Raw genomic sequence first — 16,434 nt, 5'->3', positions numbered from 1 at the left:
TCAGCCTCCGATGAACGCTTCGCGGAACGCGTCGATGGCGACGCGCAGCGAGAGTTGCGGTTGGTCGAGGTAGCTGACGAGCTTGCTGATCTGGTGATCGTTTTGCGCATGGGCGTCGATCCACTCGGGATCGTCGATGTCGATGTTGTGGGCGGCGTAGGTCTGCGGGTCGACAACGCTCAGCAGCGTCTTGGCCGACGCGCCGTTGAAGCCGATGATGAGCCGTTCGCGCTCGGCGATCGTGCCGATGAAGATCGCGAGCTCGAAATCGGCCTGCGCGACGAACGGCGCGATCAGTTCGAGCCAGAACGCGGCGACGAGGCTGCGGTAGAACGGATCGACCGGCAGCGGCAGCGTGAGGCCGCGCTCGATGTGCGACGAGCCGCTCTGCATCACCGGCCGCAACAGCGAGCCGAGCGCGAGCATCGCGCCGCGCAGCCGCACGGGATGACCGCTTTCGAGCAGCATCTCCTGGAGGCCGTACAGCGACTGGTGTTCGACGAAATCGTTGAAGGTGCCGTCATGCGACGTGCCGGGGCCGCCGACGTCGATCGGCACTTGCGTGTCGCCGAGCGCCTGCAGCGCGCCGGGCGGCTCGTCCTTGCCGAGCAGCGGCGGGATCTGCGTGGCGACGCGCGACCACAGCCGCGCGAACGCCAGCGGGCTGCGCGCGAGGAACGCGAGCGGCCGGTCGACCTCGAGCGCCGTCGCGCCGAGGAACGGGAAGCGGCGCATCGACACGTCGTGGCTCGCGACCATGTGGCCCGCGATCACGAGTTTGCTGCGCGAGCCGAGGAACGCGAAATGCATCGGCTTCGCATCCTCGTAGACGAGCTTCCAGCGCGGATCTTCCGCGAGCAGTTCGAGCGCCTGCGCGATCCAGCGGTCGAGCGTCTGCAGCAGTTGCGGATTGTGCGCGCTCTTTACGAAGTCGCCGCGCGACGGAATCTTGCCGAAGTACGCGATTTGCGCCTGTACGGTTTGCGTCATTGCGCCCCCTGTGCGTTCGTTGCGTTGGCGGCCGCGACGGCCGGCGCTGCGCCCGGCGTGCCCGTGCCGGACTGGGTCGCGTTCTGCGCGGCGCCCGCGCTCGCGTCGGCGACCGACGACGGCAGCTGCAAGCCGCGCAGGCTTTGCTGCTGCGGCTGGTCACCGCCGCCGCCGCCGCCGCTCGGTTGCGACGTGCTGATGATGCGCATCGTCACCGACACGTTCACGCTGCCCTGCACCCACGTCAGGTCGAAGGTGCCGTCCGGACGGCGCTTGCGTTGCGCCGAGTTGATCAGCTTCTCGAGACCGTAGCGGCCCGGCTCGTTGACGAGCTGCACCGTGCGGCCGTCGAAGGTCGTCGCGGACAGCGTCGCGCCCGGCGAACCCTGCGGGTTCGGCCACACGAAGTTGGTCCACTGCGGCGGCGTGTTGCGGTAGCGCAGTTGCTGGCCGTCGATCGCGATCGTGTATTCCGTCGTGCCCGTGCTCGGCTGCGGCAGGATCTGGAACACGGTCTGCGGCTCGGACGCGGCGGCCGCGCCGCCTGCCGCGCCGCCCGCGAGCGGTGCGACCCAGCGCGCGAAGCCGTTCGTGAAGTCCGGCGTGAGCCCGACGCCCATGTCGCCCCACGTGCGGGCGGCGAGCGTGTCGCCGCGGCGCACCGCGAGCGGCCCGAGCGTCGTGCCGACGAACTTCGCGATCGAACCGTCCGGACCGAACACCTGCGCGATCTCGCCGGCGCCGGCCTCGACCTTCGCGTTCGCCGCGAACGGGTACTTCGTCGCGAGCGAGTTCTGGAACGGCTGGTAGACCTGCGCGTTCCACACCTTGTTGACTTCGGCGCTGGCCGGCTGGATCACGACCGCGAACGCCTGCATCAGCGGCCGCACGAGCAGCGGACGCAGCGACTTGCGTTGCGAATCGGTGAGGCCCGTCAGCATCTGCTCGTCGACGAGCTTCAGCGAATCGGCGAGTTCCGAACCGTTGCCGTCGAGCGTCTGCTGCATCAGCTGGCGCGCGCCGGGGCCCGGGTCGCCCTGGTTCTTGATCACGTTGAAGCGCGTACGGACCTTCGACAGCGAATCCATGTAGCCCTTGAGCATCGACGTGCCGTCATGCGTCGCGACGATCCGCGCGAGCCCGATGAACTCCTGGCCGATCGGACCCATCGGCACCTCGGCCGGATTGCCGTTGATGTCGATGTTGGCGGCCGCCACCTGGCCGGCCTGCGAGCGCGAGAACAGTTGCTTGACCCAGTTCACGACGCCCGTCTGCGCCTTCTTGATCGTCACGTTCGCGAGCGACGGGTTGTCCCACGACGTCTGGTCGTACGCGGTCTCGAGGATCTTGCGGATCGGCGAATCCTGCGGGTCGCCTAGGCGGTTCATCCCGTCGACGGCCTGGCCGAAGCTGCTGAAGCCCTGCACCGCGATGCCCTGCATGAACTTCTGCCAGTGCTGCGCGTACTCGGTCTTGTACATGCCGACGAGCGTCTTCTGGATCTGCTCGGGGCTGCCCTCGAGCGTCAGGTCGTCCTGCGTCGACGTGTTCAGCACCCAGTCCTTCGCCTGCAGTTCCTTGGTCGCCGCGTCGCGGATCGCCGGCTGCACGTAGTCGAACCACGCTTCGCGCGTGAACGTGCCCGGAATCGCGTAGCTGCCTGCCACGAGACCCTGGTTGCCGTCGCCGACGATGCGCGCGATGGTCATCGGCGCGAAGCGGGTCGACGCGCGCGCCTTGATTTCCTCGTAGACGCGCTGGCGGGCCGGCATGCCGCGTACGACGCGGCGCAGGTTCTCGCGAGTCTGGTCGACGAGCGCGAGGTTCGCGTCGATCATCGGCCAGTCGTTGTCGTTCACGCGGGACAGGTAGAACGAGATCATGCGCTCGGCGCTCTTGATCATCTCGTCACGCGGCATGTTGCCGCGATTCGTCTCGAGCCAGCCGCGCCAGAAGCGGGCGAGCTGGTCGGTCAGGTGCGCCTGCTCGACGTGACGCTTGTCGGACAGCATCAGGTACGTCTTGAGCGCGTTGTATGCGTCCTGCACGTTGGTCGGCGACGCGTCGCTGTAGAGCCCGCCCTGCGGTGCGGCCGCCTGCTGCGGCGCGGCGGCCGGCGCGGTGCCGGATGCTGCCGGTGCGGCACCGGCCTGCGGCGCGGCGCCTGCCGCGTTCGTCGAGACCGGCAGCGTGCCGCCCTGCACGGCGCCCGATTCGGGCGGGCGCGTCATCGGCACGAGCTGTTCGGGGTGCGTGTTCACGTCCTTCATGAACGACGCGAGGTTTTGCGACACGGGGGCCAGCAGGATCTGGCGCACGCCGTTGTAGTACTCGGTCAGCAGGTGCTGCTCGAGACGGTCGCCCTGGTACAGGCCGAGCGACACCGACAGCGGCTTGTCGCGGCGGAACTGCTCGAGCTGTTCGATCCGGTCTTCGAGGATGTCCATCGCCTGCAGGCGCGACTGCAGGTCGTTGCGCCCCTGCTGGAGGCGCGTGACGTTGTCGAGGTCGGCCTGCACGTTCGACACGAGCTGCTGGTTGCCGATCGTCGACCAGGTCCAGCCGCCCAGCGCGAGCGCGAGCGCCGCGACGAAGCCGAAGAAGGTCGCGTAGCGCAGCCGCGTCTTGGTCGGGCTGGCGAACTGGCGCACCGTCTGGCGGTCCGCGAAGATCACCTTCGAGAACAGGTCGCGCAGGAAGAAGCCGTTCTTCGAGAACGCGCTGTGCGGCTTCGGCAGCGCGTCCGCGTCGAGGCCGAAGCGGTGCGCGATGCGGTGCGCGGCGGCGCTGTTGGTTTCGCCTTCCTGCAGCGCGCTGGTGAAGTAGAAGCCGCGGAAGATCGGCTTGTACTGGAACGGGTTGTTCTCGAACAGCGTCGCGAGGAACGCGCGCAGCGACGGCTTGATCGTCGAGAATTCGAGCGGGAAGCTCAACTGGCCCGGCGACAGCTGGTTGCCGCGCGACAGCGAAAGCTGCGCGACGCTGATCTCCTTCAGCCCTTCGTAAAGCTCTTCGAAACGCTCGTCGAACTGCGCGACGACGTCGCGCTTCTCGTCGGGCTCGTAGGGCAGGGTGGCGCCCCACACGCGGTCGTACTCGTGCTTGTCGCTGCTGCTGAAGAATTCGGTGAAGCCGGTGATCAGGTCGGCCTTCGTGAACATCACGTAGACCGGCGCGAACACCTCGAGCTTTTCCGTCAGCTCCTGAACGCGCTGACGGAGGTTTTTCGCGAGGTTGATCGCGAATTCGGGGCGGTTGCCGGTGAGTTCGGCGATGCTCGCGGTGACGATGATGCCGTTGATCGGCGCCTTCGGGCGATAGCGCTTGAGCAGGCCGAGGAAGCCGAGCCACTCGCTGCGGTCTTCCTCGTGCACCGAATAGCGGCCGGCCGTGTCGAGCAGGATCCCTTCGGTCGTGAAGAACCAGTCGCAGTTACGCGTACCGCCGATGCCGTGGATCACGGCGCTGTTCTTGTCCGCGAACGGGAATTGCAGGCCGGAATTGAGCACGGCGCTGCTCTTGCCCGCGGCCGGGTTGCCGATCACGATGTACCACGGCAGTTCGTACAGCGCGGAGCCGCCCGATACCTGGCCGATCTTCGACGTCTTGATCGTCTTCACCGCATCCGACAGGCGCGTGCGCAGCACGTCGAGGTCGGCGGTCTTCGAGTCGGGCGCGAGCGCGGCGGCGGCGGGCGCGGTGATCTTGCCGGTTTCCGCCTGCTCTTCCAGCACCTGGCCGAGCTGCTGGTTCGCGCGCTTCACGCGCCAGCGGCGCCACAGCGCGACGACGAGCCACAGCGCGAGGATCGTCGCGAAGGCGATCGCCGCCCACAGGAGCGGCAACTGCAGCATGTCGGCGACGATGAAGAGGATTGCCGCTAGCGCGACGATCCCGACGATCGAGAGCGTACGCGGATGAGTCAGCACGTTGAGGATGCGTTGCATAGGACGTTCAGGTTCCGGTGCGATTCGGTGAGGCGACGCAGGCGCGCCGAGCGGCAAGGGTGGCGCCGCGATGTGTCGCCACGCTGTCAAACGGGATGAAGGGGGCAGGCATCAATGCGCCCGCGGCATCGGAGAAGGCGCGCGCATTAATGAAAGGACGCTGTGAGATTTAAAACGGAAGCGGCGGCCGGAAAAAATCGCGCACCGGAATGCTCGATTTTTTGCGCCGCCCATATCGTTTCCTGCCGGGATATTAAAAAGCCCCATGCCGCCCTCATTATTTCCTGTCCGGCAGCCATGGCTAGCTGCCGCGTCCCAGTTTAAAACCGGGTTTATGGTATTCCACGTGCCCGAGATCCATCATTTTCCATCGGCCCCCCCAGGTCAGGCCGACCTGCTCGGCGACCTGGCCGTACAACTGGTAGCCGCGCATCGCCCACGGATCTTTCTCGGAAATGACCAGCTTGCCGTCGCGCAGGAATGCGTTGTCGGCCGCCAGCCCGAATTGGTGATAACTCTGGAAGGCTGCCGCGTTGGTCACGTTGCCGCCCATCTGTGCCAGCCGGTTCTGCCGTTCCGGGCTCCGGTAACCTTCCAGCAACGCCATTTCATAACCATATTGTTCGTGCATGATCTTGTAGACCAGCAGCAAACGCGTCCGGAAATCCGGGTCCAGCAGGTTCCAGTCGCGGCTCGCATCCTTCAGCGCCGGGCGCACCTGTTCGACTTCCTTGGTGGCGAAGACTTCCGGCGGCAGCGGCGGGGGCGGCACGAGCTGTTCGCCCTGCAGCAGCGCGGCGATCTTCTCGTCGGGCACGCGCGCCGTGTCGTCGTACTGGAACAATTGCCGGCCGCGTAACGCAATGGCGACCAATGGCGGCGTCGCAAGAATACCTGCCGACACCATAATCATCAAGCGCCGCCGAACCAGTAAATTTTGCACGTCGTTTAAAGCGCCGCGCGTAGCGGTTGCCGATTTAACAATCTGACTTCGCGTACGCGTGGCGCGGTCGTTCGCACGGCGCGTAAGACGGCCATGAAACTGCGCGACGGATTCGAAAACGGTCGCGCGGATACCCGGTAAAAGCAACAGTGCCGCAACCGCGACGGCAAGGGCGAAATAGGCGACGAGTGCGACGGCAATCAAAGAAATCCCCGGAAATTGGAATTGATTGTGTTTTGCAATGCTTGCTCTTAGAATCAGGCTGCTTCGAGAGGCCGGGCTATATTATCGCGGTGAATTAAACCAGGATTCAATGAGACGCTGAATGAGTGCGCCGGAAAATTCAAATTCGAAAACTCCGCCCAGCCTGCTGTCGGATACGAAACCGGCAGGCAACGGAGGACCTCAGCAGTCGCGCATTCTCGCGAATCTGGAAGGACGTGTCACGCCGCCGGCCGAATCGCCGCGCCGTTCGCTGAAGGCGCCGATCGCGGCCGTCGTGGCATTGGTGGTTGCCGTCGGCGGCTGGGGCGCGTGGCGCACGCAGCAGCATTCGGGCGAGCCGGCCGCCGCTGTCACGGCCGCGGCCGCGCCCGCAGCGACGGCGCCGGCCAAGGTCGCACCGGCCAGCGACGCCGCCGTGCAGGTCGCGCAGAATGCGGCATCCGCCGTGCAACCGGCCACGATCGTCATCGACGATTCGGCCTCCCAGACCGTTGCTTCCGCATCGTCCGCGCCCGCGGCGGACAACAGCCGCCTGTCGCGTGCGCTCGCCGGTGGCGCCGACGACGCAGCGGGCGCTGCCACGGCCGGTGCTGCCGCAGTCGCCGCGGCTGCCGCTGTCGGAACGACGAAAGCCGCGAAGGCCGACTCCGCGAAGAGCGCGAAGGTTGCGGCGCACGGCAAGGCCGACACGAAGGCCGATGCCAAGGCTGACGCCCGCAAGCATCGCAAGGAACAGGAGGCGGAGCTCGCGCAGGCGAAGAAGCGCCGCGACGCGACGTCGACCCGTACCGCGAGTGCGAAGGCGTCCGGGAAGGACGATCCGGATGCGGATCTGCTCGCGGCGCTCGTCGCGCGCACGAAGCCGGCCGACAAGAAACTGGCCGCGCAGAAGGGGCAGGCCGTACCGACCAAGACGGGCGCCGCGACCGGTTCGGTGGCGGCGCGCGTGAAGGAGTGTTCGGAGCGCGGCTTCTTCGAGGATCAGCTGTGCCGCTGGCGCGTTTGCGACGGCCACTGGGGCAAGGACCCGGCGTGCCCGAACGCCGCGCAGTCGGAGACGCGTCAGTAACCCGTTTCCGCACGCCACCATGCCTTGCTTGCGCCGCCCGTTGGGCGGCGCGTTGCTTTGGTGGCCGGGACGCGACGGTATGATGCCGCGTGACACTGTCACGAGAGCGTCATGCCCGTCGGGCATACGTTTCCTTTCTTTTCCCGGCGCGGGCCCGCGACCCGCGATGTGCGGCGCGCCGCGCGCCGCACGACCTTTGACGATGGACCTGATCGTACAGACTTACGGCGCCGATACGTCCGGCATGGTGTGCGGATTCCGCTTCGTTCCGGGCGGATCGGGCGCGATGCTCGATGCCGACGCGGCTGCCGCGTGGCTGCGCACGTGCCGCGCGCACGATGCGACGACGCCGGGCGATTTCGTCTGGCTGCACTTCAATCTCGCGCACGGCGCGAGCGAGCGCTGGATGCGCACGCATCTCGAGCTGCCCGACAGCTTCTTCGAATTCCTCCACGAAGGTTCGCGCTCGACGCGCATCGAGCAGGAAGACGGCGCGTTGCGCGCGATCGTCAACGACGTGATGTTCAACCTCGAGCTGACGCCGTCCGAGATCGCGACGCTGTTCGTCCACGTCGAGCGGCGCATCATGGTCACCGCGCGGCTCAAGCCGCTGCGCTCGGTCGATACGCTGCGCGCGTGCGTGCGAGACGGCGAGCAGTTCCGGTCGCCCGCGGAGCTGCTCGTGCACCTGCTGCGCGACCAGGCCGATCTGCTGATCCAGATCATGCGGCGCACGAGCATCGACGTCGACCGCATCGAGGATCGCTTCCTGTCGCAGCGGCTCACGTCGAGCCGCATCGAGCTTGGCGCGATGCGCCGCACGCTGACGCGCCTGCAGCGCATGCTTGCGCCCGAGCCCGGGTCGATCTTCCGGCTGCTCGCGAAGCCGCCCGCATGGCTGCACATCGAAGACGTGCAGGAGCTGCGCGAATCGACCGAAGAGTTCTCGCTGGTGCTCGCCGATCTGTCGGGGCTCAACGAGCGGATCAAGCTGCTGCAGGAAGAGATCGGTTCGCGTCTCGACGAGCAGAACAACCGGACGCTGTTCACGCTGACGCTTGTGACCGTGATCGCGCTGCCGATCAACATCGTCGCCGGTTTCTTCGGGATGAACGTCGGCGGCGTGCCGTTCTCGGAGAACAAGCACGGCTTCTGGCTGATGGTGCTGCTCGTCGCGGGTTTCACGGCGCTCGCCGCATGGTGGGCGTTCCGCCGGCGCGACGACCGCTAGCGCAGGCGCCGCATCAGCGCATCAACGCAGCAGCGCGATCGCGCGCTCGCCGATCACCATCCCGAGCAGGCCGACAAGCGCGACGAGCGGCGGCGCCGGCGAGCGCACGTGCAGCAGCGCATACAGCACGCCGACGCCGAGGCCCGCCGCGAGCGAGGTCACGTAATCCGTCATGGCGGTCTCCCGTCTGGTCCGGCGTCAGGGCTTGAGGATGACGCGCTCGCGCGCACCGGCCAGCACCGCGCGATACGCGTCGTGCGCGCGGTCGAGCGGGTAGATATGGTCGTCGCCGATCGGGAACGGGCGCAACGTGCCGTTGCCGAAGCCGGGTGCGAGCGCGTCGAGGATCTGTGCGACCGCGGCGTCGCCTAGCTGCAGCGAATCGACACCTACGTACGTGTGCTGGCCGCGATAGAACGCGAAGATGTCGAACGGCACGCTGCGCTCGATCGTCGAGATGAAGATTTGCCGCGCGCCGATCGCCATCGATGCGTTCGCGGCTTCGAAATACGGGCTGCCGACCGTGTTGTAGACGATGTCCGCGCCGTGGCCGCCGGTCGCCGCGCGCACCGCGTCGGCAACCGTTTCGTTCGATGCGTCGATCATGCGCACGTCGCCCGATGCGTGGCCGCGATAGCCGCCGGGGCCGCGCTCGACGCCGATCACGCGCGCGCCGCGCGCGCTCGCGAGCTGGATCGCGGCCTGGCCGACCTTGCCGTTCGCGCCGAACACGAGCACGACGTCGTCGGCCGTCGGCATGCCGGCCCGGCGCAAGCCCTCGTACGCGGTGACGAACGGCACGCCGACGCCCGCCGCTTCGTCGAGCGTCAGCACGGCCGGCTTGCGGCGCACCCGTGCCGCGTCGAGCACGAGCCATTCCGCGTGCGAGCCGTCGCGCCCGACGCCGAGATCGCCGCCCGAGCCCCACACGGGCGCGCCGATCCAGCCGTCCGGGCCGCTGCGCACGATGCCGGCCCAGTCGCGCCCGGGCGTGCGCGGCCACACCGCATGCGGCATGCGGCCGAGCGCGGCCTTCACGTCGCTCGGGTTCACGCCGGCCGCGCGCACCTCGATCAGCATCTGGCCGTCGGCCGGCACGGGCGGGTCGATTTCCCGGACGCGCGCGTCGAGCGACTCGATGTCGGCGGCGGGGGCGTCGAAGCGGATGCTGCGCATGATGATCTCCGTAACGGATGGCTGCTGCGCGGCCCGGCGGGCCGGCGCGTGCAATGGATGGAAAGGATGGATGCAGTCTAGGCGGTCCGGTTTGACGCGGAAACGTGCAAAGGCGGATGATTGTTTTGCGAATTACGCATAGCCAAATCCGAAGGCCTTGAATGGACGACTTCCTTTCCCCGCATCTGGCGCTGTTCGTCGACGTGGTCGACCAGCAGAGCTTCTCGGCGGCCGCGCGCCGGCTGGGCGTCGCCGCGTCGTCGGTCACGCGGCGCATCGACCGGCTCGAGACGCAGCTCGGCATCCGCCTCCTCCATCGCACCACGCATGCGCTGCGGCCGACCGAAGCCGGGCAGTTGCTGTACGGTCGCGCGACGCGGATGCTGGCGGAACTGCGCGGCCTGCAGGAAGACCTGCACAGCCAGCACGACGAGCCGAGCGGGCTGCTGCGCGTCGATTGTCCGGCGCCGTTCGGCCGGCGGCACCTGATGGCCGCGCTGGCCGCGTTCATGCAGTGTCATCCGGCGCTGCAGGTCGACCTGGTGCTGACCGACAGCATGGTCGATCTGCAGGGCGCGCGGCTCGGCTCCGACGTCGATCTCGCGGTGCGCATCGGCCCGCTCGAGGACACGCGCTTCGTGGCGACCGTGCTGGCGCCGCAGCGGCGCGTGCTGTGCGCGAGCGCGGCCTACCTCTCGCGGCGCGGCGAGCCCGAATCGCCCGACGCGCTCGCCGGACACGACTGTCTCGCGTGGCATGGCGCACCGCCGCCGGGCGCGTGGCGCTTCGGCGAGCGCCGCCACGTGCCGGCGCAGCCGCGGTTTCGCAGCAATCATTCGGAAGCGTTGCTCGAGGCGGCGATCGACGGGCTCGGTCTCGCGCACCTGCCGACCTGGCTCGCGGGGGACGCGCTGCGCGACGGACGGCTGCGCGTGGTGCTGCCGCAGTACGCGGCAGAGCCCGAGCAGGCGACGATCCATGTGTTGCGCCAGCAGGCGCGCGGCAGCGCGCGTGCGTCGCGGCTCGTCGCGTTCCTGACGACGTGGTTCGCGCAGCCGGCGTGGGATGCCGCGTGGGCGTGACGGCGGGCGGGTGCGCAGGACCATGGGGCCACCGGGCCGCGCCGAAAGAAAAAAGGGCCTCGCTCGCGAGGCCCGTCAAAGGTCGGAGAAGCCGGTACGCCGGCCGGCGCCGCAGGCTGCGCGGCACCGGCCGGGTGCGCACCGTTACTGCGTCACTACCTTGCGCGGCTTGAAGATGCCCTGGTATTGCAGTGCCGGGCGTTCCTTCGTTACCGGCTCGATGCCGCCGAAGGTCGGCGTCTGGCGCAGCTTCATCGCGGCCGGCGAAGCGACCGAGCCGATCGACGTCGAGCGCGAAGCCGGCGCGAGGTTGTTCGCGACGAGCAGCGCCGCCTCGCTCTTCAGGTTCGCCAGCAGCACCGGATCGGTCGAGCCGTTGACCTGCGTGAGCAGTCCGCTCCAGGCCGCGTCGCTGTAGTTCACGACGTAGTAGTCGAGCCCGCTCGGGTCGGCGACCACGCCCGTGCAGCCGTCGATCCGCGTCTGCGTCTGCGTATCCTTCAGCGCGAGCGTCGTGTGTTTCGCGAGACCCTGGCCGTACGCGAGCGTGATCGGCACCGTCCACTGCAGGCCCGGATACGCGTTCTTGTTCGGGAACGGCTGCTGTTTCAGCGTGACGATCGTCTGGTTCTTCGTCAGGTCGCACTGCGTGTCGAGCGAGATCAGCGGCACGCCCGTCTGGCGCACATAGCTGTCGCCGATCGGGCCGACCGCCTGGCCGCTTTCCTTCGACAGCGCATCCCACAGGCGCTTCGGCGTGCCGTTGCCGAACGAGTAGTCGACCAGGTATTGCTGCAGGCCCTTGCGCAGCGTCTGTTCGCCGAGATAGTTCTCGAGCGTCTTCAGCACGTGGCCGCCCTTGTCGTACGTGAACGCGCTGGCGCTCAGCACGAAGTCGTTCGACGCCCAGTCGTTGAAGTTCGGCGCGACCGGGAATGCGTTCGGGCCGATGTCGCGATTGATCACGCGGTACTTGTTCTTCACCTGGTCGAGCCAGCTGAACTCGTTGGGGAAGAACTGGATCGTCGTCTTCGTCTCGAAGAACGTCGCGAACGACTCGTTGAGCCACACGTTGTCCCACCAGTCGGTCGTGACGAGATCGCCGAACCACTGGTGCGCGACTTCGTGCGTCAGCACTTCATTGCCGTAGTGCGACATCGGCTGGCCCGGCTGCGGCAGGATGTCGTCGGCGAACTCGAGGATCGACCCCCAGTTCTCCATCCCGCCGAAGTTCAGGTCCTTCTGCTCCTTGAACGCGTCGTTCGCGGCCACCGTGTCGAACTTCGTGAGCGGCAGCGCAATGCCCGTGTAGCGGTAGTAGAAGTCGAGCGCCTGCTTGGTGCGGTCCATCGCCGGCTTCGCCCAGTCGCTCATGCCCGGCGGCGTGAACACGCGCAGGTGCAGGCCGCCCTTGCCGCCCGGCAGCGGGCTCGTGAAGTCGTCCTCGTAGGTGTCGAACAGGCCGCCGCCGAAGAACAGCAGGTACGACGGCATCGGCGGGGTCTTGTCGAACTGCACGAGCTTGTAGCCGCCGCCGATGCTGGTCGACGGCTTCTCGGCCGCGTTCGACACGACGCGCCAGTTCTGCGGCACTTCGGCCGTCACTTCATAGGTCGGGCGGAACGCCGGCTCGTCCCAGCCGGGGAACCACTGGCGCGACAGGTTGGTTTCGCCCTGCGTGAGGATCGCGCCGCTCGTCGTGCCGTCGGTGCTCTTCAGGTCGACGCGGAAGATGCCTTCCGCGGCCGAGCAGCCCGGATACGGATCGTCGCCGCAACTGCCGCCCGTCTTCTTGACCGGATCGTCATACGACTTGAAGTTGATGATGCCCGACCACTCCATGTGCAGCGAATAGTTGCCCGGCGAGATCGTGCCGCTCACGGGGCGCAGCTGATAGAAGTCGCCCTTGTCCTGCGGCGTCGCGATCAGCTGGATGTTGCCCGGCTGCAGCGTGATGCGGCCATTCGTGAACTTGATCCGGTGGCCGGCGATCACGATGTTGTTGACCGGCTTCAGCACCTTGATCTCGACGTCGGCGCGGCCGTCGAACGCGTTCAGCGCTTCGTTCGGGCGGAACCACAGCCGGTAGTTCACGGGCACCACTGTGTCCGGCAATTCGACAGGCGAAACGCTCTTGTCGACGTTGGATGCGCTCGGCGGCGCGGTGACGGCGGGCGACGAGCCCGAATGCGGCGCGCCGGCGGAGCTGAGCGCGGAAGCCGAGCCCACGCCACCGTCGTCGCCGCCGCACCCGGCGAGCGCGAGTGCGGCGACGAGCGGCAGATAACGCATCTTGCGAATGTTGATCGACATGACTGAAACCTCGATTGTTGAATGAATCGTTCAGTGCTGCGAAAACGCCGGCAATAGCAATCCCCTCGCCGTTAATCAACGGCGATGAAAATGCATATGACGGATTATTCGAAAAGACGGTGGCCGACTACGTGAAGGTAATCATGGTTTACTGCCCCCTCTGGATTTCCGGATGTCGGTTAACTGGCCGGTTCAAAATGGCCGGGCGCGTGTTGTACTGAGTTGATTTCGCGCGCACGACACGGGGCCGCACGCCCTGCGCGGGCGCGCAATCCCTTTGAACCGACGACCTACAGGGCTGGCCGGGCCAGGCCGCAGGATGGCGGGAAGGCGTGTCGCCTTTCCGTAAAATCTCCGTCATGCGGCTTCAAGGTTTGTCGGCTTGCTCGAAGGATGCGTAAATATACTTGATGGTTTTAGGTAAAGGAAACGAAAAATTTAGAACGTGATGCTATTGATTTTCTTGCGCTTCATTGAATGCTGAAAGTCATTAATTCGCTTTCGTTTAGCTGGCGATTTCGTAGTTTTAATGTATTAAGGATCTTGCGCGGATGCGAAAACTACGAAATCCGGCGTACCGGCGCGGGCATACCAGCGCGGGCGTGCTGGGGCGGGCGTACCGGGACACGCTCGGTACAATGCCTCGACGACCCGCTCACCGATTGCCGCGAGGAGGCCATCCCCATGCCACGAGCCCTGTTTCGTTTCGCGCCGCTGCGCGCCGTGCCGCTGCTGTTCGCCGCCGTGCTCCTGCTCGGCGGTTGCGCGGGGCTGACGCGCGATCCCGTGCGCGTGACGGTCGCGGGGCTCGACCCGCTCGTCGGGCAGGGCCTCGAGATGCGTTTCAGCCTGAAGCTGCGCGTGCAGAACCCGAACGACGCGCCGATCGAATACGACGGCATCTCGGTCGCGCTCGACCTGAACGGCACGCCGTTCGCGAGCGGCGTCAGCGATCGTTCGGGCACCGTGCCGCGGTTCGGCGAGGCCGTGCTCGACGTGCCGGTTTCCGTGTCGGCATTCGCTGCCGCGCGGCAGGCGTGGAACCTGCCCGGCGCGGCCGCGAACGGCGAGCTGCCGTATGCGCTGCGCGGCCGGCTCGCGGGCGGCGTGCTCGGCACCGTGCACTTCAACGACGCGGGCACGCTGCGCATGCCGGTGATGCCGGGATGGGGCGGCTGAGCGGCACGCCCGCGGCGGCGCCCGGCGCCTGGCCGCGCTTTGCCGTGCGGGCAAAGCGCGGTATGGTGTGAGCCGCGCGGCGCGATGCCGCCGCCCGTTGAAGCCAACCGTAACCGAGTTCGCGTGACCGATTTCCCCGTTTTCCACTGGACCGACGCCGACGGCGCCGATCATGCCGTGCGCTGGCGCTCCGAAGCCGGCGTGCAACCACCGAAGCGCGCGGTGCCCGCCGACGACCGCCTCACCGCCGACGCGGCCTACCGTCTTGCGTGCGAGGGCACCGCGCTCGTCTGGCAGGGCGACTTCCAGAATGCGCGCCAGCTCGTGCAGGCGATGGCGCGCCGTGTCGAGCGCAAGCCGAAGAAGGCGAAAGCCGCGGCCGGCGTCGACGCGTTCAACCTGCATCGTCTCGCGCAGTCGCAGCGCGCCCGCACGCTCGGGCTGCTGCTGATCCCGCTCGACGCCGACTACGCGATCCCGCTGCGCCGCGCGCCCGACGTGCGCGCCGCGTGCGAGGAGGCTTACGGGCCCGGCGGCGCGCCGTCGGTCGTGTCGCTGCGCGAGCTGCTCGGCCTCGTCGGCGCGCACGAGTGGCGCAAGAAGGGCGTGCCGATCCCGGCGCTCGGCGGCGCGCCGATCCACCCGCATTACGGCGTGTTCTCGCCGGTGCGCGGCGAATACGTCGAACTCGTCGCGCGCGCGCCGTTGCCCGCGACGTCGCTCGCGTTCGACATCGGCACCGGCACCGGCGTGCTGGCGGCCGTGCTCGCGTCGCGCGGCGTCGAGCGCGTCGTCGCGACCGACCAGGATGCGCGTGCGCTTGCGTGCGCGCGGGAGAACATCGCGCGGCTCGGTCATGCGGACCGGGTCGACGTCGTCGAGGCCGACCTGTTTCCGGCCGGCCGTGCGCCGCTCGTGGTCTGCAACCCGCCGTGGGTGCCGGCCCGGCCGAGCGCGCCGATCGAATACGCGGTCTACGACCCCGACAGCCGCATGCTGCGCGGCTTCCTCGCGGGGCTCGCCGCGCATCTCGAGCCGGGCGGCGAGGGCTGGCTGATCCTGTCCGATTTCGCCGAGCATCTCGGCCTGCGGCCGCGCGACACGCTGCTGCAATGGATCGACGAAGCGGGCCTCGTCGTGCTCGGCCGCGACGATATCCGCCCCGCGCACCCGAAGGCGGCCGACGCCGACGATCCGCTGCATGCGGCCCGCCGCGCCGAGGTCACGTCGCTCTGGCGGCTCGGCGCACGAGCGTGACCGCGTATTTTCGGTAAACTGTCGCCATTCCTCACGAATTCCCGCCGCCGGGCCGTGGTCGACCGACCGTGGCCCGGCGCCGCTTCAAGATGTCGAACAAGACCCACGAAATCCGCCCGGAGCAGTCCGTCGAGCTGCTGAAGGAACTGCACATCCTCACCCGCGACGGGAAGCTGAACCAGGACAGCCGCCGCAAGCTGAAGCAGGTCTATCACCTGGTCCAGTTCATCGAGCCGCTGCTCGCCGGCGTGCAGGCCGACAAGGGCAGCGTGACGCTCGTCGATCACGGCGCCGGCAAGTCGTATCTCGGCTTCATCCTGTACGACCTGTTCTTCAAGCAGCAGCCGGGGCACGGCACGCCGGCGTTCGCGTCGCACGTGTACGGGATCGAGACCCGCGAGGAGCTCGTCACGCGCTCGGCCGAGCTTGCCGCGCGGCTCGGGTTCGGCGGCATGTCGTTCCTGAACCTGTCGGTCGCCGATTCGATCACGTCGCCGCAGCTGCCCGAGACGGTCGACGTCGTCACCGCGCTGCACGCGTGCGACACGGCGACCGACGACGCGATCCGCTTCGCGCTCGCGAAGCGTGCGCAGCACATCGTGCTCGTGCCGTGCTGCCAGGCGGAAGTCGCGGGCGTGTTGCGCAGGAACAAGGGCAAGTCGCTCGCGAACGCGCTGACCGAGGTATGGCGGCATCCGCTGCATACGCGCGAATTCGGCAGCCAGATCACCAACGTGCTGCGCTGCCTGCAGCTCGAGGCGCACGGCTACCAGGTCAGCGTGACCGAGCTGGTCGGCTGGGAGCATTCGATGAAGAACGAGCTGATCATCGCGCAGTACAAGAACCTGCCGCGCCGGCGGCCCGGCGAGCGGCTGAACGAGATTCTCGGCATGTTCGGGCTCGCCGAGCTGAACGAGCGCTTCTTCGTGGCGGAGGCCGCGGCGGCAGGCGGCGACGCCGTCGAGCCGGCCGAAGGCTGACGCGCGCGGACCTGGCCGCGCAGCCGGCGACGCGCCGCCCGG

The 16,434-nt window shown here is 67.7% G+C and carries 12 protein-coding genes; 6 read left to right on the top strand and 6 right to left on the bottom strand.

The genetic code is table 11. The features are described from left to right. The 3 genes from tagF to BFF94_RS32825 all read right to left on the bottom strand — a co-directional run bounded on the left by tagF (position 1) and on the right by BFF94_RS32825 (position 6,084). Positions 1-990 carry a type VI secretion system-associated protein TagF gene (gene tagF / locus BFF94_RS32835; protein ID WP_219140276.1) on the bottom strand — a complete coding sequence of 330 codons (990 nt, stop codon included), beginning with the start codon at positions 988-990 and terminating at the stop codon, positions 1-3. Then, positions 987-4,937: a type VI secretion system membrane subunit TssM gene (gene tssM, locus BFF94_RS32830; RefSeq protein WP_219140275.1), complete on the bottom strand. Its 3,951-nt coding sequence runs from the start codon at positions 4,935-4,937 to the stop codon at positions 987-989. Before tssM ends, tagF begins: the two co-directional genes overlap by 4 nt. A 301-nt stretch (positions 4,938-5,238) precedes the next feature. After that, positions 5,239-6,084: a M15 family metallopeptidase gene (locus tag BFF94_RS32825; RefSeq protein ID WP_128848028.1), complete on the bottom strand. Its 846-nt coding sequence runs from the start codon at positions 6,082-6,084 to the stop codon at positions 5,239-5,241. 121 nt (positions 6,085-6,205) lie between these two features. Between BFF94_RS32825 and BFF94_RS32820 the strand changes: the two genes are divergently transcribed. After that, positions 6,206-7,174: a phage tail protein gene (locus tag BFF94_RS32820; RefSeq protein ID WP_219140274.1), complete on the top strand. Its 969-nt coding sequence runs from the start codon at positions 6,206-6,208 to the stop codon at positions 7,172-7,174. Positions 7,175-7,376: 202 nt separating this feature from the next. Beyond that, the gene (locus BFF94_RS32815) at positions 7,377-8,405 is read left to right on the top strand and encodes a transporter (protein WP_162285578.1); all 1,029 of its coding nucleotides are present in this window, start codon (positions 7,377-7,379) and stop codon (positions 8,403-8,405) included. 21 nt (positions 8,406-8,426) lie between these two features. Here the strand turns inward: BFF94_RS32815 and BFF94_RS32810 are convergent, their stop codons facing one another. Next, positions 8,427-8,579, bottom strand: a complete 153-nt coding sequence (locus tag BFF94_RS32810; RefSeq protein ID WP_128848329.1) for a DUF1427 family protein — start codon at positions 8,577-8,579, stop codon at positions 8,427-8,429. Positions 8,580-8,603: 24 nt separating this feature from the next. After that, positions 8,604-9,581, bottom strand: a complete 978-nt coding sequence (locus BFF94_RS32805) for a quinone oxidoreductase family protein (protein ID WP_219140273.1) — start codon at positions 9,579-9,581, stop codon at positions 8,604-8,606. A 161-nt stretch (positions 9,582-9,742) separates the two neighbouring features. Between BFF94_RS32805 and BFF94_RS32800 the strand changes: the two genes are divergently transcribed. Next, complete coding sequence (locus tag BFF94_RS32800) at positions 9,743-10,663, top strand: LysR family transcriptional regulator (protein ID WP_219140272.1); 921 nt, start codon at positions 9,743-9,745, stop codon at positions 10,661-10,663. Between the two features lie 144 nt (positions 10,664-10,807). Here BFF94_RS32800 and BFF94_RS32795 read toward each other — a convergent pair whose 3' ends face one another. Further along, positions 10,808-12,976 carry a M1 family metallopeptidase gene (locus BFF94_RS32795; protein ID WP_219140271.1) on the bottom strand — a complete coding sequence of 723 codons (2,169 nt, stop codon included), beginning with the start codon at positions 12,974-12,976 and terminating at the stop codon, positions 10,808-10,810. A 684-nt stretch (positions 12,977-13,660) separates the two neighbouring features. On the opposite strand from BFF94_RS32795, the gene BFF94_RS32790 reads away from it, so the two are divergent. From BFF94_RS32790 to BFF94_RS32780, 3 genes are all read left to right on the top strand, one after another. After that, positions 13,661-14,155, top strand: a complete 495-nt coding sequence (locus BFF94_RS32790) for an LEA/WHy family protein (protein WP_219140270.1) — start codon at positions 13,661-13,663, stop codon at positions 14,153-14,155. Positions 14,156-14,278: 123 nt separating this feature from the next. Beyond that, on the top strand, positions 14,279-15,412 hold the full coding sequence (locus BFF94_RS32785) for a methyltransferase (protein WP_143269662.1): 1,134 nt from the start codon (positions 14,279-14,281) through the stop codon (positions 15,410-15,412). Positions 15,413-15,501: 89 nt separating this feature from the next. Further along, the gene (locus tag BFF94_RS32780; RefSeq protein ID WP_128845033.1) at positions 15,502-16,392 is read left to right on the top strand and encodes a class I SAM-dependent methyltransferase; all 891 of its coding nucleotides are present in this window, start codon (positions 15,502-15,504) and stop codon (positions 16,390-16,392) included. Positions 16,393-16,434: the final 42 nt, after the last annotated feature.

Source organism: Burkholderia catarinensis (genome assembly GCF_001883705.2).
In the GTDB taxonomy this organism is placed as follows: domain Bacteria; phylum Pseudomonadota; class Gammaproteobacteria; order Burkholderiales; family Burkholderiaceae; genus Burkholderia; species Burkholderia catarinensis.
Note: the sequence above shows the minus strand (reverse complement) of the source record. Positions and strands in the feature narration are given on the sequence as shown.

Coding starts and splice junctions, on each gene's coding strand:
- BFF94_RS32790 (WP_219140270.1), top strand. CDS start 13,661: ATGCCACGAGCCCTGTTTCGTTTCGCGCCGCTGCGCGCCGTGCCGCTG.
- BFF94_RS32795 (WP_219140271.1), bottom strand. CDS start 12,976: ATGTCGATCAACATTCGCAAGATGCGTTATCTGCCGCTCGTCGCCGCA.
- tagF (WP_219140276.1), bottom strand. CDS start 990: ATGACGCAAACCGTACAGGCGCAAATCGCGTACTTCGGCAAGATTCCG.
- BFF94_RS32780 (WP_128845033.1), top strand. CDS start 15,502: ATGTCGAACAAGACCCACGAAATCCGCCCGGAGCAGTCCGTCGAGCTG.
- BFF94_RS32820 (WP_219140274.1), top strand. CDS start 6,206: ATGAGTGCGCCGGAAAATTCAAATTCGAAAACTCCGCCCAGCCTGCTG.
- BFF94_RS32810 (WP_128848329.1), bottom strand. CDS start 8,579: ATGACGGATTACGTGACCTCGCTCGCGGCGGGCCTCGGCGTCGGCGTG.
- BFF94_RS32805 (WP_219140273.1), bottom strand. CDS start 9,581: ATGCGCAGCATCCGCTTCGACGCCCCCGCCGCCGACATCGAGTCGCTC.
- tssM (WP_219140275.1), bottom strand. CDS start 4,937: ATGCAACGCATCCTCAACGTGCTGACTCATCCGCGTACGCTCTCGATC.
- BFF94_RS32800 (WP_219140272.1), top strand. CDS start 9,743: ATGGACGACTTCCTTTCCCCGCATCTGGCGCTGTTCGTCGACGTGGTC.
- BFF94_RS32815 (WP_162285578.1), top strand. CDS start 7,377: ATGGACCTGATCGTACAGACTTACGGCGCCGATACGTCCGGCATGGTG.